Origin of the sequence: Lacticaseibacillus kribbianus, assembly GCF_020180945.1 — a bacterium.
Lineage (GTDB): Bacteria > Bacillota > Bacilli > Lactobacillales > Lactobacillaceae > Lacticaseibacillus > Lacticaseibacillus kribbianus.
The window spans coordinates 1,019,312-1,041,617 of record NZ_JAIPUL010000001.1; the positions used below are offsets into that span (position 1 = coordinate 1,019,312).

Annotated in this window: 22 protein-coding genes, 2 pseudogenes and 1 riboswitch; of the genes and pseudogenes, 4 read left to right on the forward strand and 20 right to left on the reverse strand. The window is 62.8% G+C overall.

Annotation, left to right across the window (positions count from 1 at the left end; translation table 11 throughout):
- Positions 1–5: 5 nt before the first annotated feature.
- The 5 genes and pseudogenes from typA to LE416_RS04775 form a co-directional block, all read right to left on the reverse strand.
- On the reverse strand, positions 6–1,853 hold the full coding sequence (typA, locus tag LE416_RS04755; RefSeq protein WP_225047340.1) for a translational GTPase TypA: 1,848 nt from the start codon (positions 1,851–1,853) through the stop codon (positions 6–8).
- A gap of 138 nt (positions 1,854–1,991) precedes the next feature.
- Positions 1,992–2,765 carry an inositol monophosphatase family protein gene (locus tag LE416_RS04760; RefSeq protein WP_225047341.1) on the reverse strand — a complete coding sequence of 258 codons (774 nt, stop codon included), beginning with the start codon at positions 2,763–2,765 and terminating at the stop codon, positions 1,992–1,994.
- Positions 2,765–3,045: pseudogene (locus LE416_RS04765) on the reverse strand (UPF0223 family protein). The gene LE416_RS04760 and the pseudogene LE416_RS04765 overlap by 1 nt, the downstream one beginning before the upstream one ends.
- A gap of 14 nt (positions 3,046–3,059) precedes the next feature.
- On the reverse strand, positions 3,060–3,932 hold the full coding sequence (locus LE416_RS04770) for a Rossmann-fold NAD(P)-binding domain-containing protein (protein WP_225047342.1): 873 nt from the start codon (positions 3,930–3,932) through the stop codon (positions 3,060–3,062).
- Positions 3,933–4,108: 176 nt separating this feature from the next.
- Complete coding sequence (locus LE416_RS04775; protein ID WP_225047343.1) at positions 4,109–4,912, reverse strand: P-type ATPase actuator domain-containing protein; 804 nt, start codon at positions 4,910–4,912, stop codon at positions 4,109–4,111.
- A gap of 200 nt (positions 4,913–5,112) precedes the next feature.
- A riboswitch (M-box (ykoK) riboswitch) is annotated at positions 5,113–5,275 on the reverse strand.
- A gap of 129 nt (positions 5,276–5,404) precedes the next feature.
- On the opposite strand from LE416_RS04775, the gene def reads away from it, so the two are divergent.
- Entirely contained in the window at positions 5,405–5,959 is a 555-nt protein-coding gene (def, locus tag LE416_RS04780) for a peptide deformylase (protein WP_225047344.1), read from the forward strand.
- A 111-nt stretch (positions 5,960–6,070) separates the two neighbouring features.
- On the opposite strand, the gene LE416_RS04785 is transcribed toward def, so the two are convergent.
- The gene (locus LE416_RS04785) at positions 6,071–6,541 is read right to left on the reverse strand and encodes a hypothetical protein (RefSeq protein WP_225047345.1); all 471 of its coding nucleotides are present in this window, start codon (positions 6,539–6,541) and stop codon (positions 6,071–6,073) included.
- 210 nt (positions 6,542–6,751) lie between these two features.
- On the opposite strand from LE416_RS04785, the gene LE416_RS04790 reads away from it, so the two are divergent.
- The 3 genes from LE416_RS04790 to LE416_RS04800 all read left to right on the forward strand — a co-directional run bounded on the left by LE416_RS04790 (position 6,752) and on the right by LE416_RS04800 (position 9,719).
- Positions 6,752–6,964, forward strand: coding sequence for a DNA-directed RNA polymerase subunit epsilon (locus tag LE416_RS04790; RefSeq protein ID WP_225047346.1), 213 nt, complete (start codon positions 6,752–6,754; stop codon positions 6,962–6,964).
- A 5-nt stretch (positions 6,965–6,969) separates the two neighbouring features.
- Entirely contained in the window at positions 6,970–8,652 is a 1,683-nt protein-coding gene (rnjA, locus tag LE416_RS04795) for a ribonuclease J1 (RefSeq protein ID WP_225047347.1), read from the forward strand.
- A 119-nt stretch (positions 8,653–8,771) separates the two neighbouring features.
- Positions 8,772–9,719, forward strand: coding sequence for a diacylglycerol/lipid kinase family protein (locus tag LE416_RS04800; protein ID WP_225047348.1), 948 nt, complete (start codon positions 8,772–8,774; stop codon positions 9,717–9,719).
- A 619-nt stretch (positions 9,720–10,338) separates the two neighbouring features.
- Here LE416_RS04800 and LE416_RS04805 read toward each other — a convergent pair.
- The 14 genes and pseudogenes from LE416_RS04805 to LE416_RS04870 all read right to left on the reverse strand — a co-directional run bounded on the left by LE416_RS04805 (position 10,339) and on the right by LE416_RS04870 (position 22,167).
- Positions 10,339–11,202 (reverse strand): IS3 family transposase, encoded by an 864-nt coding sequence (locus LE416_RS04805; protein WP_225046558.1) that lies wholly within the window; start codon positions 11,200–11,202, stop codon positions 10,339–10,341.
- A complete protein-coding gene (locus LE416_RS04810; protein ID WP_225047806.1) occupies positions 11,199–11,378 on the reverse strand; it encodes a hypothetical protein in 180 nt (59 codons plus the stop codon). The genes LE416_RS04805 and LE416_RS04810 overlap by 4 nt, the downstream gene beginning before the upstream one ends.
- Positions 11,379–11,393: 15 nt before the next feature.
- Positions 11,394–11,735, reverse strand: a pseudogene (locus tag LE416_RS04815) (transposase); the annotation flags it as partial.
- An 87-nt stretch (positions 11,736–11,822) separates the two neighbouring features.
- Entirely contained in the window at positions 11,823–13,037 is a 1,215-nt protein-coding gene (locus LE416_RS04820) for a GNAT family N-acetyltransferase (protein ID WP_225047349.1), read from the reverse strand.
- Between the two features lie 17 nt (positions 13,038–13,054).
- Positions 13,055–15,550, reverse strand: coding sequence for an SF1B family DNA helicase RecD2 (recD2, locus tag LE416_RS04825; protein ID WP_225047350.1), 2,496 nt, complete (start codon positions 15,548–15,550; stop codon positions 13,055–13,057).
- On the reverse strand, positions 15,543–16,196 hold the full coding sequence (locus LE416_RS04830) for a tetratricopeptide repeat protein (protein ID WP_225047351.1): 654 nt from the start codon (positions 16,194–16,196) through the stop codon (positions 15,543–15,545). Before LE416_RS04830 ends, recD2 begins: the two co-directional genes overlap by 8 nt.
- An 8-nt stretch (positions 16,197–16,204) precedes the next feature.
- Positions 16,205–16,867 (reverse strand): histidine phosphatase family protein, encoded by a 663-nt coding sequence (locus tag LE416_RS04835; RefSeq protein WP_225047352.1) that lies wholly within the window; start codon positions 16,865–16,867, stop codon positions 16,205–16,207.
- A 172-nt stretch (positions 16,868–17,039) separates the two neighbouring features.
- The gene (locus LE416_RS04840) at positions 17,040–17,540 is read right to left on the reverse strand and encodes a methylated-DNA--[protein]-cysteine S-methyltransferase (protein ID WP_225047353.1); all 501 of its coding nucleotides are present in this window, start codon (positions 17,538–17,540) and stop codon (positions 17,040–17,042) included.
- Positions 17,541–17,688: 148 nt separating this feature from the next.
- Positions 17,689–18,807 carry a tRNA 2-thiouridine(34) synthase MnmA gene (mnmA, locus tag LE416_RS04845; protein WP_338034767.1) on the reverse strand — a complete coding sequence of 373 codons (1,119 nt, stop codon included), beginning with the start codon at positions 18,805–18,807 and terminating at the stop codon, positions 17,689–17,691.
- 188 nt (positions 18,808–18,995) lie between these two features.
- Entirely contained in the window at positions 18,996–19,337 is a 342-nt protein-coding gene (locus LE416_RS04850) for a DUF1831 domain-containing protein (protein WP_225047355.1), read from the reverse strand.
- A 60-nt stretch (positions 19,338–19,397) separates the two neighbouring features.
- Entirely contained in the window at positions 19,398–20,558 is a 1,161-nt protein-coding gene (locus tag LE416_RS04855; protein WP_225047356.1) for a cysteine desulfurase family protein, read from the reverse strand.
- Between the two features lie 39 nt (positions 20,559–20,597).
- Positions 20,598–21,293 carry a 5'-methylthioadenosine/adenosylhomocysteine nucleosidase gene (locus tag LE416_RS04860; RefSeq protein ID WP_225047357.1) on the reverse strand — a complete coding sequence of 232 codons (696 nt, stop codon included), beginning with the start codon at positions 21,291–21,293 and terminating at the stop codon, positions 20,598–20,600.
- Between the two features lie 82 nt (positions 21,294–21,375).
- Positions 21,376–21,636 (reverse strand): hypothetical protein, encoded by a 261-nt coding sequence (locus tag LE416_RS04865; protein WP_225047358.1) that lies wholly within the window; start codon positions 21,634–21,636, stop codon positions 21,376–21,378.
- Positions 21,637–21,639: 3 nt separating this feature from the next.
- Entirely contained in the window at positions 21,640–22,167 is a 528-nt protein-coding gene (locus tag LE416_RS04870) for an NUDIX domain-containing protein (protein WP_225047359.1), read from the reverse strand.
- Positions 22,168–22,306: the final 139 nt, after the last annotated feature.

Sequence of the window (22,306 nt, forward strand, 5' to 3'; positions counted from 1 at the left end):
TGCGATTAGTCGATGTCTTTGGCCATCTTGCGGCGCTTGTCGGCCTTTTGACGCTCGCCGGTGTTCAGGATCTTCTTGCGCAGGCGAACGGAGGTCGGGGTCACTTCGCAAAGCTCGTCGTCGTTCAGGAACTCGATGGATTCCTCGAGGCTGAGGTTCTTCGGGGTCTTGATGGCCGCCGCGTGGTCCTTACCGGCCGCACGGGTGTTGGTCAGGTTCTTCCCCTTCGTCGCGTTGACGGCGATGTCGTTGTCGCGGCTGTTCTCGCCGACGATCATGCCTTCGTAGACCTCGACACCAGCGTCGATGAAGAGCTGGCCGCGGTCTTCGATGCTCTGCAGCGAGTACGTGGTCGCCTGGCCGGCGTTGATGGAGACCAGAGCGCCCGTGATGCGGCCCGGTTCCCAGTTTTTAACGACTGGCAGGTACTTCTCGAAGGTGTGGTTCATGATGCCGTAGCCGCCGGTGCTGGAGAGGAACTCGGTCGAGTAGCCGATCAGGCCACGGGACGGGGCGAGGAAGGTCATGCGGGTCTGGCCGTTCCCTTCGTTCTCCATGTTCTGCATCTCACCCTTGCGCTTGGACATGGCGTCGATGATGGTCCCGGTGTACTGCTCCGGCGTGTCGATCTGCACCTCTTCGAACGGTTCACAGGTCTGACCGTCGATTTCGCGGTAGATTACTTCCGGACGGCCGAGCTGAAGCTCGAAGCCGGCGCGGCGCATCTCTTCGACCAGAATCGAGAGGTGCAGCTCACCACGGCCGGACACCATCCAGGCGCCGGCCTGGTCGGTGTCGTCGACGCGCAGGGAGACGTCCGTCTGCAGCTTGGAACGCAGGTAGTCCTCGAGCTTGCGCGCGGTGACCTTGTCGCCTTCGCGGCCGGCGAACGGGCTGTCGTTTTGGAGGAACATCATCTGCAGTGTCGGCGGATCGATCCGCAGCACCGGCAGGGCCTCTGGGGTGTTGGCATCCGCGACGGTTTCACCGACGTAGATGTCGTCCATCCCGGACACGGCGATCAGGTCGCCGGCCTTGGCCGTCTGAACCTCGACGCGCTTGAGGCCGAAGAACCCGAACAGCTTGGTGACACGGAAGTTCTTCTTGGTGCCGTCGAGCTTCAGAACGGACACGTTGTCGCCGACGGAGATCGTGCCGCGGAAAACGCGGCCGATGCCGATGCGGCCCACGTAGTCGTTGTAGTCCAGCATGGAAACCTGAAACTGCAGCGGCTCGTCGGTGTTGTCGATTGGGGCCGGGATGGTCTTCACGATGGTGTCGAACAGCGGCTGCATCGTGTGCTCCTGGTCGGCCGGGTCGTCGGAATAGCTGGAGGTCCCGTTCAGCGCACTGGCGTAAACAATCGGGAACTCGAGCTGGCTTTCATCGGCACCCAGGTCGATGAACAGTTCCAGCACTTCGTCGACCACTTCCTCCGGACGGGCGCCCGGACGATCGATCTTGTTGATGACCACGATTGGAACTAGGTGCTGTTCCAGGGCCTTCTTCAGCACGAAGCGGGTCTGGGGCATGGTTCCTTCAAAGGCGTCGACGATGAGCAGCACCCCATCGACCATCTTCATGATCCGTTCCACTTCGCCCCCGAAGTCCGCGTGCCCTGGGGTGTCCACGATGTTGATCGTGGTGTCGCCGTACTTCACGGCGGTGTTCTTGGACAGGATGGTGATCCCGCGTTCCTTTTCAATGGCGTTCGAGTCCAAAGCGCGGTCCCCAATGGTCATGTGCTCAGCCAGGGTGTCGGATTGCTTCAGCATCTCGTTGACCAGCGTCGTCTTACCATGGTCGACGTGGGCAATGATTGCGATATTCCGAATGTCGTCGCGTGTCTTCACGTGTATTAACTTCCTTTCAGCGTGCCTGTTTGATTACGGCATAAAAAAACGTGTGTCGCGTCGACACAGTCTTCGATAAAACATTATAGCACAGCCGCACGATTCTGCGGCAGTTTTCTGAAAACTTTTTCTGCAAGCCTAGGCCCGGCCCATCGCGGCCACGATTGCCGCATGAGCGCGCGGCATCGCCGCCACCACCAGCCCGGGCTCAAGCCAGGCCACGGGACCACCGTCCGGCCGCGTCACCTGCAGGCCAAGCCCGGCGCCGATTGCCGCGCCCGCCGCCACGTCCCAGGGTTGAAGAAACGACACGTAGCCGATCAGCTGCCCCAGGCAAAGCGCCGTGAAGGTCATGCCGGCGCTGCCGATCATGCGCGCCCCTGCGCTGGCCAGCGCCAGGTCGCCGAGGTGCTGCTGGTTGTGAATCGTCATGCGCGAGTTCACGCCGAGCAGCCCGTCCTCAAGCGGCAGGTCCGCAGGCCGCGGCAGCGGCACCCCGTTGAGCCGAGGCGCAAAGTCCGGGCCGCCCGCCAGCAGCCGGTCGGCCATCACGTCGAGAATCGCCCCGTAGACCGGCGCGCCGTCGACGTAGGCACCGAGCATCACCGCGAAGTTGGCGCGTTGCTTGACGAAGTTCATCGTCCCGTCGATCGGATCGAGGAAAAACACCAGCCCGGCCATGCTGCCCGGCCGTGGCAGGTTGGCCTCCTCGCCGACAATGCCCGCCTGCGGGTACGCCGCGCGGAGCTTGTCAACGAGGAAGGCCTGGTTGGCGCGGTCGACGTTGGTCACTAGGTCGTTGCGGTTGCGCTTGGTCGCCACCGCAACGGGGGCGGCCATGGCGGCCAGCACGCGCTTGCGGCTCTGGTCGAACCAGTCCACCACCTGGGCGTGAAGCGTCGCCGGCGTCATCAGTCCGCCCTCAGCTTGACGCGCTTGCCGGTTTCGGTGCGCGCCGCCTTCACGACCAGGTACAGCGAGTAGCCCGAGGCGGCCTCGAACTCGCGCCCCAGCTGGCGCTCCGTCCCTTGTCCGGCACCACCTGCTTGAAGCCGGCGTACGCCGCCAGCAGGTTGGCGCGGTCCACGCCTTTTTCGAAGGCGTCCTCCACCAGGGAGTAAAAGGTGGTGACTAGGACCATTTCGTCCGCGGTCCAGTCCAGATCCAGTGGGTATTGGTAATTAGGTTTCACGTGCCGCTCCTCCGTTAATCGATTGTTGAAAGTTTCGCCAGCACCTTGGCCTCAATGGCGGCCAGCTCGTCTTGCTCGGCATTGTCGCCGGTGACCGGGGCCAAAAGCGTCGCGCCGCGCCCGTCGACCAGCATCGGCTGGGCGATCGCCAGTGGCCCGTCGTCCCGGTCGACCAGAGTGGTCACCGGGGCCAGCAGCGCATCCCCGGCCAGGGCCGCGAGCAGCCGCTCGACGGCCGCCGCCCACACCGCCGCACCCGTGGCCGCGGCGAAGGCGTCGCAGGCGCCTAGGGCGTCTTGCATGATGGCCCCGGCGTCCAGGTCCTTCATCAGACTGAGCGCCGGTGTGGTGCCGATGTAGGCGCGACTCCACAGTAACACGTAATCCTGCTGGGTGCCAACCGCGTAGGCGGTTACCGCGCTGAGCGGCACGGCAAAGCGCGTCGCTAAGAAACGCTCGAAGCAGGCCGACAGCGCCAGGGTCCCCACCCCGAACACGTCGGCCTTAGGCAGCCCCGAGATGCGCTGGGCAAAGTAGGTACCGACCGCCGCTTCGCGCGTCGCCACCAGCACGACGCCGCCAAATCCCGCGGCCATCGCGGCATTCAGCACGCGGCGCATGCGCGCGACGTTCTCGCCTCGCACCGCCTCCGCCGGCTCGTCGCCGTAGTCGGTGAAGATCAGCACGTCGGCGCTGGCCAGGCTCTTGGCCGTCGCCTTGGCGAAGTCGTTGGCGCCCAAAAGCGCAAGCGCCGCCAGCCGCTCGAAGTCAAGCGCCGCGGCGTCGGTGGCCTCAAGCGCCACCCCCAGCGGCAGCGGACTTTGAATCAGCCGCTCGCACACCCTCACCGTCACGGTGCTTTGCCCGCACACCACCACTTTTTGCATGTTGTCCCCCTACCGACTCCCACGAGTCTCTAATGATACCCGAAGGATACCGCTTTTTGACCCGATTGGCTACAATTATCGCCCGCCGGCCGCAGCATTGCACAAAACGGCCGGCGCATTCCCCCGAGGGAAACGCGCCGACCGCCTTTGCGCAATCGTGTCATCTGAGTCAAAAATTAGGCCAAGCGCCACGAGACCGGGTCCTGGTTGTAGCGGAACGCCGCCTCTTTGGCGTCGTGCCCGCTGGTCCCAACCAGGGTCGCCAGGGCGTTCAACGCCCCGAGAATCGTGTGAAGCCGTGCGTCGATGGCGCGGGCCACCGGGCGGCATGCCAGGGCTGCCTGACCCTGCCCGAACTGGTGCAGCGCCAGGCGCACCTGCGCGGCCAGGCCGAGTGCGGCCTGAGCGAGCCAGCCCACCAGCGTGAAGGCCGCACCGGCGGTCGCATCGCCTGCGACCTGGCGCACCACCAGCCGGTCGGCGCCGACGGCCACGACTTGAACCTGACCGGCCGCGGTGAAGCGGCTGCCGGCGGCAATCGTGCCGGCGGTCATGCCGGTTGCCAGGGCAATCAGGCGCAGCCACGCACTCGGCTTGGCCGCGACCGTCCCGGCCACGTCTGCGGGAAGCACCGTGCCGGCCTGAACCTGCACGATGTCACCGGCGACCAGCTCCGCCGCGTCGACGGCGCGGGCGAGCCCGTCGCGCACCACCAGCACCTGGCGTGGCGCGTCAAGCCGGGCGAGCCAGCGGCGAAAGGCCGCGTGGCCCAGCAGGGTTGCCGCCGTGATCAGGGCAACCAGGGCAAACCCAACCATGCCGGAGGTGGTCCAGTCGCCGAGCACGACGCCAAGACCCAGCCCGAGCAGGATGATCGGGCGCAGGGCGAACGCCGGGCGTACCACGGCGCTCGTCCGCTTGAAAACTTGTTGTTGCTTGACCTCGAAGCGGGTCAAGCCGCTTTGTACTTGCATCAACATCGTCGATCTCCTCTCTACCCCGAGGAGGTCCGATGCCGCTTTACCTCATTATTAAGTTAAGTGGCGGCACAAGGACAAATCTTCGGGGATCCGCATTGTCGGGGTTACCGCCATCAATCGCTGTTTGTTTCATGTGCTCACCACCTTTCATTCACGTTCCGTTGCACGAAAAAGCGCGCACCAATTGGGCATGCGCGCGATCTGCATCCCAATCGTTTAGTTTTAGCACTATACGCCTAGAACCCTCGTTCAGCTACGTTAGCGCAAGCCTTTGTAGACAAGCGCAGTTGACTCATTGGCATCTCTGGATGTTTCTGAGCAGCAGCATTGTTCGTATAGGAGCCTCACCTAACGGAAAGCACCGGTTTTCAACTACTTACTTATCATACGTGATTGCCCGGCGGGTGTCAAGGCCGCGCCTTGCAGATTTTCTTTTTTGTTGCGCGCCGGTGTGGTAAGGTAATGAGGAATAATGAATTGGAGGTCTGGACCGTGTATCTCATGAAAGACATCACCCGCGACGGGGCCCCGGTGCTGCGCGCCACCGCGCAGCCGGTCGCGTTCCCGCTTTCGGCTGAAGACAAGAAGCTGGCCGACGACATGATGGAGTACCTGGTGATCAGCCAGGACGAGAAGGAAAACGAAAAGTACAAGCTGCGCCCGGGCGTCGGCCTCGCCGCGCCGCAGGTCGGCGTTGGCAAGGCGATGGCCGCGGTGCTCGTGCCCGGCCCCGACGACGAGATTCTGTTCAAGGAAGTGCTGATCAACCCCGTCATCATCAGCCACAGCGTCCAGGAGGCAGCCCTGTCCGAGGGTGAGGGCTGCCTGAGCGTGGACAAGGACGTGCCGGGCTACGTGGTGCGCCACGACCGCATCACAATCCGCTACCAAAACGAGGCCGGTGAGACCAAGAAGGTGCGGCTCAAGAACTACCCTGCCATCGTCTGCCAGCACGAGATTGACCACCTCAACGGCATCCTCTTCTACGACCACATCGACAAGAAGCAGCCCTTCCACATGAAGCCCGAGGGCATCCTGATCGACTAAGCTTCACACAACTAAGCACAAGACAACGGCGCCTGCCGCGAGCTTCCCTGATCCGGGGAGCTGCGGCAGGCGCCGTTGTCTTGTCTCAGGAATCCAGTGCGGTGCAGGCCCTCACACCCGCCGCACATCCTCAACGTACTCGCGCGTCGCCGGGTTGACCAGGCGCGCCACATCGAAGTGGATCAGCCCGTCGCGCAGCCAAAAATCGGTGACCACGAACTCGGCGGCGGCTTCCGGGGTGACGGTGACCTGCCCCGCCGTCGCCATTTCCGCGGCTGCATCCACCAGCGCCTGCCCCAGCGTCGCCTTGGTGACCGCCTCAGCGTCCGAATCCGGCGCCAGAGTCACGTACTCGAAGGCCGCGATGCCGTGGCCCCAGACGTCGGCGACCGGCGCGGCCGGCACCAGCGGCGACTCGGGCCAGCCAAGCGCCGTCAGGGCCGCGGTCACAACCTGATCGCACACCCGCTGGTTGCGCGCCAGAAACAGCCGCAGCGCACGGCGCCTGCGCAGCGCGCGCACGACCAAGACGGCGAAAATCAGCGCCACCACCGCAATCACTGCCATCAACCACCAGATCATGTCAGCACCTCCTTGTGACTCCAGTATACCGCATCGACCAACCTGGCCGCATCTGGACACGCCTTGCCGGCGGGCGTTAGGGCGTGGCGTCACGCCGCCATCTATGATAAGATAGTCGTAACTGTTGAAGAAACTTCAACATTTGACCGGTAAATCGCTAAATCACCCCGCTCACGGGGAGTTTTTTGGCGTACACGAAAGGAGTCCACTATGATCTACAAAGTATTGTACCAACCAGACAAAATCCGCAACCCGAAGCGGGAAACCACGGAGACGCTTTACCTCCAGGCGGATTCGGCAGCGGCAGCACGCGCACTCGTTGAAGATAACACCCCTTACAACATCGAGCTTGTGCAGGAACTCTCAGGCAAGTTCTTGGCCTTCGAGCAGCAAGAACCGGGCTTTGAGCTGACGGAGTTTTAACCTAGATGAAACTTAACGTCAAGAACAACGAAACCGCCGTCTTCGCGATCGGCGGCTTGGGCGAAATCGGCAAGAACATGTACGGGGTTCAGTTCCAAGACGAGATCATCGTCATCGACGCCGGGATTAAGTTCCCGGAGGATGATCTGCTCGGGATTGATTACGTGATCTCCGATTACTCCTACCTAGTCCAGAACCAAGACAAGATTCAGGCCCTGGTGATCACCCACGGCCACGAGGACCACATCGGCGGCATCCCCTACTTCCTCAAGCAGGTGCCGAACGTTCCGGTGTACGCCCCGCCGTTGGCCGCGGCCCTGATCCGCGGCAAGCTCGAGGAGCACGGGCTGCTTCGCACCACCGAGCTGCACGAGCTGAAGGAAGACACGGTGCTCAAGTTCCGCAAGGTCACCGTCGACTTCTTCCGCACCACCCACAGCATTCCGGACACCCTGGGCGTCGCCGTCCACACCCCGCAAGGCGTAATCGTCGAAACCGGGGACTACAAGTTCGACCTGACCCCGGTTGGCGACCAGCCGGCGCCGAACCTGCAGAAAATGGCCCGGCTCGGTGAGGAAGGCGTCCTTCTTTTGATGTCCGACTCGACCAACGCCGAGATCCCGAACTTCACCAAGTCCGAGCGCTTCGTCGGCCACTCGATTCGCCACCTGTTCGACGGCATTGAGGGCCGCATCATCTTCGCGACCTTCGCCTCCAACATCTCGCGCATCGCCCAGGCCGCCCAGGCGGCGATGGACCACGGCCGCAAGATTGCGGTGTTCGGCCGCTCGATGGAAACCGCGATGGTCAACGGCCGCGAGCTCGGCTACCTGGACATTCCAGACGACGTGCTGATCGACAGCCACGAGCTCAACAAGATTCCGGCCGGGGAGGTCATGATTCTCTGCACGGGCTCGCAAGGTGAGCCGATGGCTGCGCTGTCGCGCATCGCCAACGGCACCCACCGCCAGATTTCCATTCAGCCCGGCGACACCGTGATTTTCTCCTCCAACCCGATCCCGGGCAACACCGTGAGCGTGAACCACGTGATCAACGAGCTCGAGGAGGCCGGCGCCACGGTCATCCACGGCAAGGTCAACAACATCCACACCTCCGGCCACGGCGGCCAGGAGGAGCAGAAGCTGATGCTGCGCCTGATGAAGCCGAAGTTCTTCATGCCGATCCACGGCGAGTACCGGATGCTGAAGATCCACACGGAGCTGGCGCAGGAGTGCCACATCCCCGAGGACCACTGCTTCATCATGGACAACGGCGACGTGCTGGCCCTGAGCAAGGACTCCGTGCGCCGCGCGGGGCACTTCCCCGCCGCCGACGTCTACATCGATGGCTCGGGCATCGGCGACATCGGCAACGCGGTGATCCGCGACCGGCGCCTTTTGTCCGAGGAAGGCCTGGTGGTCGTGGTCGCCACGATCAACATGCAAAAGCAGGCCGTACTGGCCGGTCCGGACCTGCTGTCGCGCGGCTTCATCTACATGCGCGAGTCCGGCGAGCTGATCAACTCCGCCCAGCGCCGCGTGTACCGCACCATCAAGACCACCTTCAAGCAAAACGAGAAGGTGACCGAGGGCATGCTCAAGGACGCGATCATCGCCAACCTGCAGGAGTTCCTGTTCGACAAGACGGAGCGCCACCCTGTTATTTTACCGATGCTGATCACGCTGTGAGCTTGAACCGAGACGCCTGCTGGCGCCTCGGTTTTTTGTTGCCGCGGCGCGATTCGGTTGTTTTATCCAAAATCAGCCGGTATAATCAAACTTAGTGAAATTGAGGAAGAGGGATCCGCATGGCCGACGTCTTTTACTATATTATTTTCAACCCCGCAGCGGGGTCTGGCACCTCCGTGGCGACCTTCAAGGCCGTGCGCAAGGTGCTCGACGCCCGCAAGCTCCCATACGAGATCCGCGTCAGCCGCTACTCCGGGCACGCCGTCCAGCTGGGTAAGCAGATCGGCAGCTTCAACAAGCATGAGCACGCGGTGGTGATGGTCATCGGCGGCGACGGCACCCTGAACCAGACCATCAGTGGCCTGCGCCAGACGGACCAGCCGCTGCTCCCCGTCGCCTACATCCCCGCGGGCTCCGGCAACGACTTCGCCCGCGGCATCGGTATGGCACAGGAGCCGATGAAGGCGCTGGACCAGATTCTCGCCGCAACGGAGCCCCTCGTGCTCGACATCGGCCAGTACAGTGAGGCGAGCCGCCACGAAAGCGGCTACTTCGTCAACAACATCGGCGTCGGCTTCGACGCCGCCGCCGTCGCCGCGGCCAACCGCAGCAACTACAAGCGCATCCTGAACCGGCTCCACCTCGGCAGCCTCGCCTACATGTTCGGCGTGGTCAACGTCTTCTTCTCGCGCAAGCCGTTCCCCGTCACCGTGCACCACGACGGCAAGTTCGAGCTGATTCCGCGCGCGTTCCTGTGCACCACCACCAACCACCCGTACTTCGGCGGCGGCGTGCGCATCCTGCCCACCGCCACCCCGACGGACGGCGAAATCGACCTGATCGTGGTCGAGAACCTGAACATCCCCTACTTCCTGTTCCTCTTGCTGGAGCTGATCCGCGGCAAGCACATGAAGTACAAGGCCGTGCACCACTTCAAGGCCAAGCACCTGCGCGTCGAGACCAGCTCGCTTGAGTTCGGCCAGATGGACGGCGAGGAGATGGGCACCCGCCCCTACGATCTGGACTTCAACGTGGTCAAGCAGCCGTTTTGGATCAAGCTGGACTAAAAATCAGGGCGAAGCGGCGCGCTCTTAGCAGGACGGCTAGCGAAGAAGAGGGATTTGGGCCGCACTTTGGCCCGAGTCCCTCTTCGCAGCTGGCCGCTCCTGTGTTGCGCCGCACAGCTCGACGATACAAGGGCGAAGCGGCGCGCTCTTAGGCCACCGGCTAGCGTAAGAACGGGCATTGGGCCGCACCTTGGCCCAGTGCCCGTTCTTAGCTGGACGAGTGGCCGTTGCGCCGCGTAGCCCGACGAAAACCAGAGCAAAGCGGCACGCACTTAGCAGGACGGGTAGCGAAGAAGAGGGACTTGGACCGCACTTTGGCCCGAGTCCCTCTTCGCAGCTGGCCGCTCCTGCGTTGCGCCGCACAGCCCGACGATACCAGGGCGAAGCGGCGCGTACTTAGGCCAACGGCTAGCGTAAGAACGGGCATTGGGCCGCACTTTGGCCCGGTGCCCGTTCTTAGCTGGATGAGTGGCCGTTGCGCCGCGTAGCCCGACGAAAACCAGGGCGCAGCGGCACGCACTGAGGCCACCGGCCAGCGAAACATCAATCCAGACGCAAATTAAGGCGCTAACCGCATCAATGAAGTGCAATAGAAAAGTTAGACAAGTTCAATTTTGAATCAAGCAATCATGGCCTGTTCCCGGTACGCGACTGGGGTCAGGCCATTTTTGGTTCTCGAGATTCTGGCATTGTTGAACCAATCAACGTAGCCGTTCACCAGCTGGCGCAGGCTGGCAAGGTCATCAATCCGATAACGATTCAGGCACTCGCGCTTCATCAGGTTGAAGAAGCTTTCAATTGGCGCATTATCATGGCAGTTGCCCTTGCGTGACATGCTCTGAACAATGTTCATGTCCTTCAGGCGCTGCTGATAGTCTGGCATCTGATACTGCCAGCCTTGATCAGAGTGAAGAATCGGTCGTACTCCTGCTTTGAGATGATGTTTGAGTTCGTCAAGCGTCGCTTGGATAAGCGCCTTATTTGGTGAGGCACTGACAATGGTGGCGAGGACTTCGCGACTAGCCTCATCGGTAATCGACGAGATGTAACCCCATTCGCCGTTATAGAGCCGAACCTGGGTGACATCGGTGTGAAGGACGGTGAGCGGCTGTTTCGCGCCAAAATGTTGCTTCAAGATATTGGGGACGATATTACCAACCGTGCCTTTGTATGAGTGGTACTTGGCCGTGTGTTTGGAGTAAATCGTCACTTTCAAGCCCATGTCGCTCATCAGACGTCGAATCGTCTCCTCGGCATAATGAAACCCGTGCTTCAACGCTTCATCATGAATCCGCCGGTAACCGTACGTCTCCCTAGAATCGTAGTAGACCCGCTTGATGAACTTCTTAATCTCAGCGTACTTGTCGGCCTTCTTATCCCGCTTAAGGCGATCATAGTACGTTGCTCGAGGCAACTTGAGTTGCCTAAGCAGCTCTTGAAAACCATAGCGCGACCTCAACGAGGTAACGATGCCCGCCTTCACTTTTGCTGAGAGTGCTTCGGTGAGTTCTTCGTCAGGGTCGCGAGTGCTTTTAAAATATCACGATCCAGCTCTGCCTCGTGAAGCTTGCTTTTGAGTTCCAGAATCTCCTGTTGGTACTTCTCTTCCTGCGTCGGCTCAAGTTTCTTGATTGGTTTGATTTTCTTGTGCTTACCCATGGCTGGTCTCCCTTTTTGAGTAGTGCGCAATCCAGCCACCCCTTGATCTCTCACGATGCGATACCAAGAATTGACCTGGCTGGGTGAGATGCCGAAATGAGCCGCAGTTTGCGCACGACTTATTTGATGTGTATGCACATACTCTACCACTGCAATCTTGAATGTTTGGGAGTATTCAACGTTTGTATGCTTAACTTTTAGAGAATCGAGGCCATGAGCCTTAGCCTGATTAACCCAAGTTTGGACGATTCTGGCATGGGGTATTCCAAACTCTGTGCACAGATTTTTATAGCTTATGCCACCCTTAAGATACCTGGAGACAACCCTGATTTTAAATTCACTACTGTATTTAGTCATAAGAAAAGCCCCACAATCGTTAGACTTCTTGTCTAACAATTGTAGGGCACTTCATCAATGCGGTTAGCGCCTTTCGTGTCTGCGGCATCAGAAGTAATCCGAGAAGTACGGCTCATCCATGGGAATGATGCCCTCGAGCAGCTTCAGCGCCTTCTTGGACGCGGTCAGCCGCTCGATTTTGGCCAGGTACGATGGCCGGCGGTAGCTCATCAGCATCGTGGTCAACGTCTGGATGTCGACAACCACCTTCTCGCCCACCGGCCGGTCCGTGACGTGAATGCTCCCCGACTCGTCCCACCAGAGGCCGAAGGTGCGGTTGTTCCACTCCGCCAGCGGATCGGTGACGACAAAGTGCAGCGGCGCCCCGGGCTCGACGAACGGGTAGGCCTTCAGGAACTCGGCGACGTCGACGATGCGCGCCATGTAGTACGGGTGGATGGTCTGCTTGATGTCGCCGTCGTCCAGCAGGAAGTGCAGCGGCTCGTTCTTGTAGATGTTACCCCGCACGTGCTCGACCATCGAGAAGTGCGCGGCGACGAAGTTCCACAGGCCGAGGCGCGCCTCCTGCGTGTTGTAGACCATCTCCTTGATGTGAAAAACCTCGGAGGCAATCCAGTACAGCACGTAACCCTGCGGAATGTCGTGCTCGTCGTAGTAAACCCCGGCGACGCGCTCCTCCTCGTTCTCCCAGCGCCAGTACTCGTCCCAGTTCAGCTGGTTGCGAATCATCGCGCCGTGGTTGTGGAGCGCAAAACGATTGTAGGTCTCGATCACGTCGGGGTCGTCGATCTCCAGCCGCTCGACGTGGCCCGGCATGTTCGCATCGGCCTTGGGCAGCTGCGTGTCGCGCACGTCGAACGTCAGGTGATCGGACATGATCTCCCAGCCCTTTTTGCGGTAGAACGGAATGCTGTAGGGGTACAGGTAGGAGATCCACTGCCCGTGGTCGCGCATGTGGCGCAGGCCGAGCTTCACCAGGTCGTGCATCAGCCCATGGCCGGCGTACTCGGGGTACGTGCCGACGCCGGTCAGGCCGCCCATCTCGTAGATGGTGCCGTGCAGGTTGACGCGGCACGGGTAGATGGCCAGCTGCGAGATCAGCTCGTCTTTGTGGAACCAGCCGATGACGTCGGATTTTTCGAGCACCGGGCGCTTGGCGCGCTCGAGCTCCCCCTCCTCGTAGCCGCCCTCGGCCTCGTCCTCGGCGGTGACTTGAAACACGTAAGCCAACAGGTCGTTGAACTGCTCCAGGTCCGCCGGGGTGACCCGGCGAATCTCAAGTTCGGATCGTATGTCTGCCATAAAAACCTCTCTCTAGTCTACTTTGTGGCAATGGGTGCGATGCCGGCCATGCCGATCATCGGGTCGATGGCGTTTTGCGCCACCAGTTCCTTCGTCAGCCGGTACGGGGGGCCGCTTGGGGTTGACGCCGCGGCCGGCTGGCTGGCGACCGCGGTTGCGGCCGCCGCATCAGGCGCGGCGCTCGGCTCGGCCCCCGCGTGGGCCGCCGGCGCTGACGGGCTGTCCGCAATCGCCGATTTCGGTGGGGCCGCCGCGGGCGCCGTGGCGCCGCCAACCGGTGCGGCCGTGGCCGGCATCACCGCCTGCAGCCGCGCCACCAGCGCGGTCTGGCGGTTGTCCGCCAGCTCCGACACGGCCAGCTCGAAGGCCCGCGGGTCGCCCATCAGAATCAGGAAGTCCTTGGCCCGGGTGATGGCCGTGTACAGCAGGTTGCGCCTCAGCATCCGCCGGCTGCCCAGCGTCAGGGGCAGGATGACGACGGAAAATTCGCTACCCTGGGCCTTGTGGATCGAGGTCGCGTAGGCCAGGGTCATCTTGCCCCAGTCCGAGCGCTGGTAGGTCAGCTCGTTGCCATCAAAGTCCAGGGTCAGCTCGTCAGTTTTGCTGTCGGCCTGCTTGGCCTCGGTGATGCCGACGACCTCGCCGAGCTCGCCGTTGTACACGTTGGCCTCGGGGTTGTTGACCAGCTGCAACACCTTGTCGCCAATGCGGTACACCCCGAACGGCCCGGTGACCTCCTTGGTCCGCGCGTCGCGGCGCGGGTTCAGGATGTCTTGGATCAGCGGGTTGAGCTGGTCGATGCCGGCCACCCCGCGGTACATTGGGGCCAGCACCTGCAGCTCGCTCTTGGCGAACTTGCGCGAGGCCTTGGCCACGACCTGCCCCACCGCTGCCGCCAGCTGATTGGGCGGGCAGAGGATGAAGGAGCGGTCCGGCCGGTTTTGCTGCCAGTCCGCCGGCAGCTTGCCGGCGTTGATCGCGTGGGCCAGCGGAATGATCGAGCTGGTCGCGTCCTGGCGGTGGATGTGGCTGAGCTCAAGCGCCGGCAGCGTGCGGCTGCGCAGCAGGTCGGCGAAGACCTGGCCGGGGCCGACGCTTGGCAGCTGGTCCTTGTCCCCGACTAGGATCAGGTGGATGCCGGGGTGAACCGAGGCCAAAAGGGTGCGGAACAGGTAGGTGTCCACCATCGACATCTCGTCGACGATCAACAGCCCGTCTGGCAGGTCCTTGGGCTCGAACTCCTGGCTGTCGACGGCAAGTCCGAGCAGGCGGTGGATGGTGCTGGCCGGCAGCCCCGTGGTTTCCATCATGCGCTTGGCCGCACGGCCGGTCGGCGCCGCCAGCATGAACGGGAACGGCTCGTCCTTGTAAGCGTTGGGGTCCAGCGACAGGTCGTTGAGCGCGGCGAACACCCGCACGATGCCGTTGACCACCGTGGTCTTGCCGGTGCCGGGGCCGCCGGTCAGCAGGAACACCTGGTTTTGCATCGCGGTCTGGATCGCCGCGGTCTGCGTCTCGTCGTAGGTGATGCCCTCGGCCTTGGCGACGGCCTTGATCGCCTTTTGGATCGCGCGGGGCTTGACTGGGTCGGCCGCGGCACGGGTCAACAGGCGCAGCCGGTCGGCAATCGTGCGCTCCGCGTCGTACAGGCGCTTGGGGAACACGTGCTGGGCCTCGACGAACAGCTCCCCTTTTCGCGTCAGGGCCAGCATCGCGTCGGCCACCTGGTCAGGCGCGATCTCAACGTTGCGCGCGCCTTCGAGCATCGCGACGGTGTCGTGCAGCAGCGTCGGCAGCAGCGCGTAGGTGTCGCCGGTGCCCTCCGTCAGCGTGCCCAGCACGTCGAGCACGGCCCCGGCCAGGCGCATCGGCGCATCGGCGGCGACGTTCAGGTGCGCCGCAATCGCGTCGGCCCGCTTGAAGCCGATGCCCTCGACGTCGGCGATCAGCTGGTACGGGTTCTCCTCGATCACGTGCATCGCGTCGGTGCCGTAGAGCTGGTAGATGCGCGCGGCCATCGTGCTGGTGAAGCCCAGGTCGTTGAGGCCGATGATCACCTGCTCCATGCCGAGGTTGGCGGTCAGGTTGTCGACCAAAACGGCCTGCTTCTGCGCGTTCAGCCCCAGCGGTGCCAGCACCTTGGCGTCCTTGAGAATCTTGTCGATGGCCCCCATGCCCAGCGCGTCGACGATGCGCCCGGCGGTTTTGGCCCCGATGCCCGGGAACTTGTCGGAGCTCAGGTAGTTAATCAGCCCCTGCTTGGAGGTGGGCTTGGCAACCTGGTAGTTGCTGGCGGCGAACTGGCCGCCGTACTTGGGGTGGTTCACCAAGTTGCCGACGAAGCCGTAGCTCTCCTCCTCCTTGATGTCGCCGAAGCTGCCCGTGACCACAATCTCTTTTTCCGGCCAGTCGAAGTCCTTTTGGGTGATGCCCACCAGAAGAATCTTGAAGAAGGTGCTGCTGTTCTCGTAAAAAATCGCCTTGACGCGCCCGGTCAGGTGGCACTCAGTCATTGCGCTGAACCTTCAGGAACCCGGCGATGTCGCGCACCCGTCCCGCCTGCGCCTTGTAGCCCTTGGGGTCGAGCTTTTCGGCCGCCTCAAGCCACCGGCTGCCGTCGCGCCCCGCGCCGCTTTCGGCCATGCCGTACGTGAAAAGCACCTTGGCGTCTTGCACCTTGCGAAACGGCTTCAACAGCGCCGCAGCCTGCTCGAACACGCCGAGCCCCAGCAGCAGCTCGGCGGCAAGCTCCGCCGCGTCCAGCCGCGTCAGGTCCGCCTCGTGGGCGGTCAGCGCAAAGGCCAACGCGCGCGCCGGCTGGTTCAGCTGCTGGTAGCTAAGCGCCAGCATGTACTGCGCGTCGGCGGCCAAAGCACCCTGGGTCAGCTGCTGGAAGTAGCGCACCGCAAGCGCAAAGTTCTCCTGGGCGTACGCCAGAAGCCCTGCGTCGTAGGTCAGCTCCACGTCGCCGGGAAACAGGCCCAGCGCCTTGAGCAATAGCTGGCTGGCCTCGTCGTAGGCCTTGATGCCGATCAGCATCGTCGCCAGCGTCGCGTAGCGCTTGGGGTCCGTCGGCTTGTCGTCGATGCGGCGCACCGCCTCTTGAATCGCCGCGTCGTGCTCGCCGCGGTTGAACTGCGCAATCATTTTGTCTGCCATGGTGCCTCCTAAATCGTGTCGGTCGGGTCGGGCCGCTTGGTCAAAAAATCCGTGTCGTTCCAGCGAATCAGGCTGAACGGCAGCGTCGGCCCCGCCGCCTCGAGAATGGTGACGCTGGAGTTGGTCAGCCCGCCGCGCTTTCGCATGTCGGCCAGGGGCGTGCCGAGCAGGCTTTGGATCAGCGCCACCAGGGCCGCGCCGTGGCTGACGAACAGCAGGTTGGCGTTGCCTGAGCGGTCCGCCGCCACAGCGTCCAGCACCACCGGCTGCATCCGCGCGATCAGCGCCTGGAAGCTCTCGCCCTGAATGGCGGTGGGGTCGTAGTCGGCCGGCGCGTGGCGAAAGGCGTACAGCTCCTGGGGGTAGCGCTTGTGCACCTCGGTGAAGGCCATGCCCTCCATCTTGCCCAGGTCGAACTCGCGCATCCCCACCGTGGTGGTGACCGGAATCGCCTGGCCGAGGTCTGCAATCAGCACCCGTGCGGTTTCCTGTGCCCGCGGCAGCGGACTGACGTAGGCGTGGGCGAACGCCACCCCCGCCAGCGCACCGGCCAGCTGGTGAATCTGCTCGTAGCTCTCGGGCAAAAGCGGCGAATCGCCGTTGGCCCCCTGGTAGCGCCCCGCCAAGTTCCATTCCGTCTTCCCGTGTCGCACAAAGTATAACCGCGTCAAGCCGTGACCCCCTTATCGATAACCTTAATTATCGCGATTTCGGGGGCGGATTTCAAGGGCTCCCGGGAAAGCACGGCCACCGCAGGCAAAGGCAAGCGGTGATTGGCCTCGCACGTCGATCAAAACGGCGCGTAGGCGGCCAACTGCGCCGGCTCCCCGGCCGCGGGTGCGGTCAGGCGCGGACCAGCCGGCCGGCCACCACGCGCTCGCCCTCGAGCGTCAGCAGCGCCGCCTTGCGCTCCAGCCCGCCGGCGTACCCGGTCAGCGCCCCGTCGGTCGCGACCACGCGGTGGCAGGGCACGAACAGCGACAGCGGGTTGTGCCCCACCGCGCCGCCGATCGCCCGGGCCCCGCCGCCGACCGCCTGCGCAAGGTCGCGGTAGGTCGCCGTCTCCCCGTAAGGAATCGCGGTCAAAGCCGTCCACACCGCCTGGCGGTACGGCGTGCCGGCGGCGTGCAGCGGCACGTCGACTGCGGGGCGCGCCCCGGCGAAGTAGGCGTCGAGCCACGCCGCGGCCCGGCGCAGGATCGGCGTCGCCGCCACCGTCGCTTGGTCCAGATCGACCCCGGCGCCGAAGTACGCCTGCCCGGCAAACCAGGCGCCGCACAGCCCCACCTCATCCGCCGCCAGCGTCATCGTGCCCAGCGGCGTTGTCCAATCTAGCTTGTTCATCTATTTCACCCTCCGTACGTATGTTTGCCACCATTATACCAGAGTGGCGGGCCGGCGGCGACCGGGGTTCCGGGGCCACGGCCCCCGTCTGAAGGCCAAAAGCGGGCTGACCGCAAAACCGGTCAACCCGCAGATTGTCGCTGTGAAGTTAGATGTACTGAAGCACCTTGGCGTCGTTGTACGCCAGGTCGATGGTGCCGCCGCCCAGGCACTCGGCGCCGTCGTAGAGGACGACCGCCTGGCCCGGGGTGATCGCGCGCACCGGCTCGTCGAAGACGATCTTCGCCTGGTCGCCGTTCATGGTCACCGTCACGCCGGTGTCCTTTTGGCGGTAGCGGAACTTGGCCGTGCAGTGGAACTGCTCGGCTGGCGCGTGGCCGGTGAAAAAGCTCATCTGCGAGGCGTCGAGGCTGGTCGCCATCAGTGCCGGGTGGTTGAAGCCCTGGCCGACGTACAGCGTGTTGGTCGCAAGGTCCTTGCCGACCACGAACCACGGCTCGGAGTTTTGCGTGTTGCCGCCGATGCCAAGGCCGGAGCGCTGGCCGATGGTGTAGTACATCAGCCCGTCGTGGGTGCCCATCTCGACGCCGTCCACGGTCATCATCTTGCCGGGCTGCGCCGGCAGGTAGGTGCTCAAAAACTGCTTGAAGTTGCGCTCACCGATGAAGCAGATGCCGGTGCTGTCCTTCTTGGCCGCCGTCGCCAGGCCGTACTCGGCCGCAATCGCGCGCACCTCAGGCTTTTGGAGGTGGCCGATGGGAAACAGCGACTTCTTCAGCTGATCCTGCGAGAGCTGGCTGAGAAAGTAGGTCTGGTCCTTGTTGCCGTCGGCGCCGCGCAGCATGTGAACCACGCCGTCGTCATCGGTGGTCGTCTGGGCGTAGTGGCCCATCGCGATGTAGTCGGCGTCGAGCTCCTCGGCGTAATCGAGGAAGGCCTTGAACTTGATCTCCTTGTTGCACATCACGTCCGGGTTCGGCGTGCGGCCCGCTTTGTACTCGTCCAGGAAGTACTGGAACACGCGGTCCCAGTACTCCTTTTCGAAGTTGATCGCGTAGTACGGGATGCCGATTTCCGCGGCCACCTTCGCGACGTCCTCGTAGTCCGTGGTGGCGGTGCAGACGCCGTTTTCGTCGGTGTCGTCCCAGTTTTTCATGAAGACCCCGACCACGTCGTAGCCCTGCTGCTTGAGCAGAAGTGCGGTGACAGACGAATCCACCCCGCCGGACATCCCCACCACGACGCGCGTGTTGCTATTGTCCAAAATGATCACCATCATTTCAATCAGATTCTGGAGTTCTCCGATTTGAAGGTCGACAATTCCAGTAGAACCAATTATACCAGTCCCCCTTGGAAAAACAATCCTAACCAAAAGTTAGCAAGTGGTGCGCCGGCGAACCCGGGGCACAAAAATGGCCCGCAGGCGCTGAGGCGCCCCGGGCCGTGATCGGTGCGCTAGGCCTCCTCGAGGACGTCGCGCTCAATCAGGTTTTCAATCAGGTAGTGGTACTGCTCCACGTTGTCCGCGGTGCGGTCGTCCTTGAAGATGTTCAGCGCCTTGAGCCCGTTGCCGGTGGTGACGCCCATCTGAAAGGCGGTCAGGTCCTTTTTGACCGTGACCTTCAGCTTGTTGGCCGCGGTGAACGGCGAGTTGGGATCCAGGCTGCGCTCCAGCTGGAAGTTGCCGTTCTTGGTCTGAACGAATCCCAGGTCCATCAAGGTGTAGCGCTTGATGCCGGCCCCGATCTTGTAGGTCTTGGGATCGCCAAGAGCGGATCCCGTGCTTGCTAATGCCATGTTCTCTCCCCCTAACTGCTTTCTTCCATTCTACCATTGCTTGGCGGTGGCGCAAAGCGCTTACTTGGCCGCCTTGGCGCGCAGGCGCGTGACAATCTTGATCAGCGCCTGGATGAACTGCGCGATGTCCATGGTGGTGGTCGCCTTGCCGAAGGACACGCGAATCGACTCGGCGATCCGCGGGCTGTCGGCCCCGTACATCGCGGTCAACACGTGCGAGGGCTCGAGGCTGCCGGCGGTGCAGGCCGACCCGCCGGAGACGGCGAACCCGGCAAGGTCTAGGTTGGTCTGCAGCGCGTAGGTCGACACGCCCGGAAACCAGAGGTTGAACACGTGGTTCAAAGCCCCCGCCTCCACCGTGCCGTTGACGACAAAGTCGACACCTGCACCCCGCAGCGAATCCTGAATCTGCTGCTTGAAGCCGAGGTACTTGGCCTGGCGATCGGCCTTCTCCTGCGGCGTGATCAGCTTGACCGCCGCCGCGAAGCCGGCCACCGCCGCGACGTTCTCGGTGCCCGCCCGGCGCTTCGACTCCTGCTCACCGCCGCGCAAAAGCGGCGGGAAGTTGACGCCGGCGCGCCGGTACAGGAAACCGATGCCCTTGGGCCCGTTGATCTTGTGCGCCGACACGGAGAGCAGGTCGACGCCAAGCGCATCCACGTCGAGGTCAAGCAGCCCGTAAGCCTGCGTTGCATCGGTGTGGAAAACCGCCTGGTGGTCGGCCAGCCGATGCCCGATGGCCTGAATCGGCATCACGCTGCCGACCTCGTTGTTGCCGGTCATCACCGACACCAGAATCGTGCGGTCGTCAAGCGCGGCATCGAAGTCCGCGAGGCTGATGTGCCCCGCCTCATCCACCGGCAGGTAGGTGACGTCGTAGCCCTCTTTTTCCAGCTGCGCCAGCGGCTTCAAGACGCTGGGGTGCTCGATGGCGGTCGTGATGATGTGGTTGCCCTTGTCCCGGTTGGCGTGGGCAACCTCGGTGATGGCGGTGTTGTTGGCCTCGGTGGCGCCGCTGGTGATCTGAATGTTTTCGGGCCGCGCATTGATGCTGGCCGCCAGCACCTGGCGGGACGCGTCCATCACGGTGTGCGCCTGCCGTCCGAACCAGTGCGTGGAGCTGGGGTTGCCGAAGTCCTGTTCCATCTGTTCCGTCATCGCCGCGATGACCGGCTTGGCCATCGGCGTCGTGGCGGCATTGTCGAGGTAAATGTGAGCCATGTTGTGCCTTCTTTGCGGATAAATGTGGTGCCGGTCGGCTTACGCGGCCAGCTGGTGAATGTAGGCCAGAAGCATCGCGGCGCTTTGCTTGCCGGCCTCGATGATGAAGTCATCGAAGTTGACGCTGGCCTCCTCGTTGCCGCCGTCGCTCATCGCGCGGATCACGACGAACGGCACGTGGAACTGGGTGGCGACCTGACCGATCGCCGCGCCCTCCATCTCGGAGGCCAGGGCATCCGGGTAGATGCCGTGGATGCGCTGAATGGAAGCCGTGCTGTTGATGAACTGGTCGCCGGAGACGATCAGGCCGACGTGCGTGGTCAGGTCAACGGTGGTCGCCGCCTTGGCGATGGCGTCGACCAGGTCCGGGTCGGTCGCAAACTTCTGCGGCTGGTCCGGCAGCTGCCCCGGCAGGTAGCCGAAGGCGGTGGAGTCGACGTCGTGGTAGGCCACGGCGCTGGCGATCACGACGTCGCCGATGTGCAGGCCTTCGCCGATGCCACCGGCGGATCCGGTGTTGATCACGACGTCCGGCTGGTACTGGTTGATCAAGACCGCGGTGGTCATCGCCGACTGCACCTTGCCGATGCCGCATTCCACCATCACCACGTCGATGCCCTCAATCGTGCCTTCGTAGTAGTGCTGGCTGGCGAATTGCCGCTCGGACTCCCCGTCAAGCTGGGCCCGCAGCGTGCGGATCTCCTCTTCCATTGCACAGATAACGCCAATCTTCATGTCTTGGACTCCATTCTTTCGGCTCATCGCCGCGTATTTACAAGCTTCTATTCTACCCTAACAATTGGTAAGCCGCAATTGCTCACAGCTTGAACAGGACCACCGCCACGATGATCAAAAGCACGATGACGATGCCGATTGCCCAGTTCAGCTTTTTCTTCAGGCTGTTGACCTTCGTGTAGGTCACGCTGTCGAAGCGCCCCGGAACGGGCTTTTTGCGTTTCTCCTGTTCCTTGGCGTAGTCGCGCTCGACTTGGCGGCGCTTGACGTCGCGTTCTTCGGCCTGCGACTCGGCCTTGGCCTGGGCCTCACGAAAGGCCTTTCTGGTGGGAATGTCTGACATCGGTTACCTCCTCAGCTGCCAGTGCAGCAATCCAATCACGGTCTTGGCATCGCAGATGGTGCCGGCCTGTTGTGCGGCCAGCGCCGCCTCAAGCGTCAGCCAGGTGCCGGTCACAAACTCGCCGCGGTCTTGCGACCGCGCGGCGGCCGGTGCGTGCAGCCCGGACGCCGCAAACAGCGTGATGCTCGCGTCCGAGAAGCCCGCCGCCTGATACGTGCGGCCCAGCGGCTGCCACGTGTCCGCGGCCAGTCCACCCTCCTCGTTCAGCTCACGCTGGGCGGCGTGTAGGGCTGACTCGCCCGGCTCGATGCGCCCGGCCGGCAGCTCCAGCGTCTCCTGGCCAAGCGGCGTATGCCACTGCCGCACGAACAGCACGCGGCCGTCCGCGCGCCGGGCGAGGACGCCGGCCGCGCCGTTGGTGTGCACCACCTCCCGATAACCGGTGGTGCCATCTTGAAGGCGCACGGTCAGGCGGTTCAGCTCCAGAATGCGCCCGGTGTACAGGCGCTCACTTGCAACAATTTTTTCCATCACATACCTCACCAGTATCTTACCAATCTCTCGGGGATTCGCCAACGGCTTAACCAAATCTAAAAGAAAGTCAATCCTAGGGCCGATATTCCACCCCGTATTCTATGGTAAACTGAAGGCACGATAACAATTCAGGAAG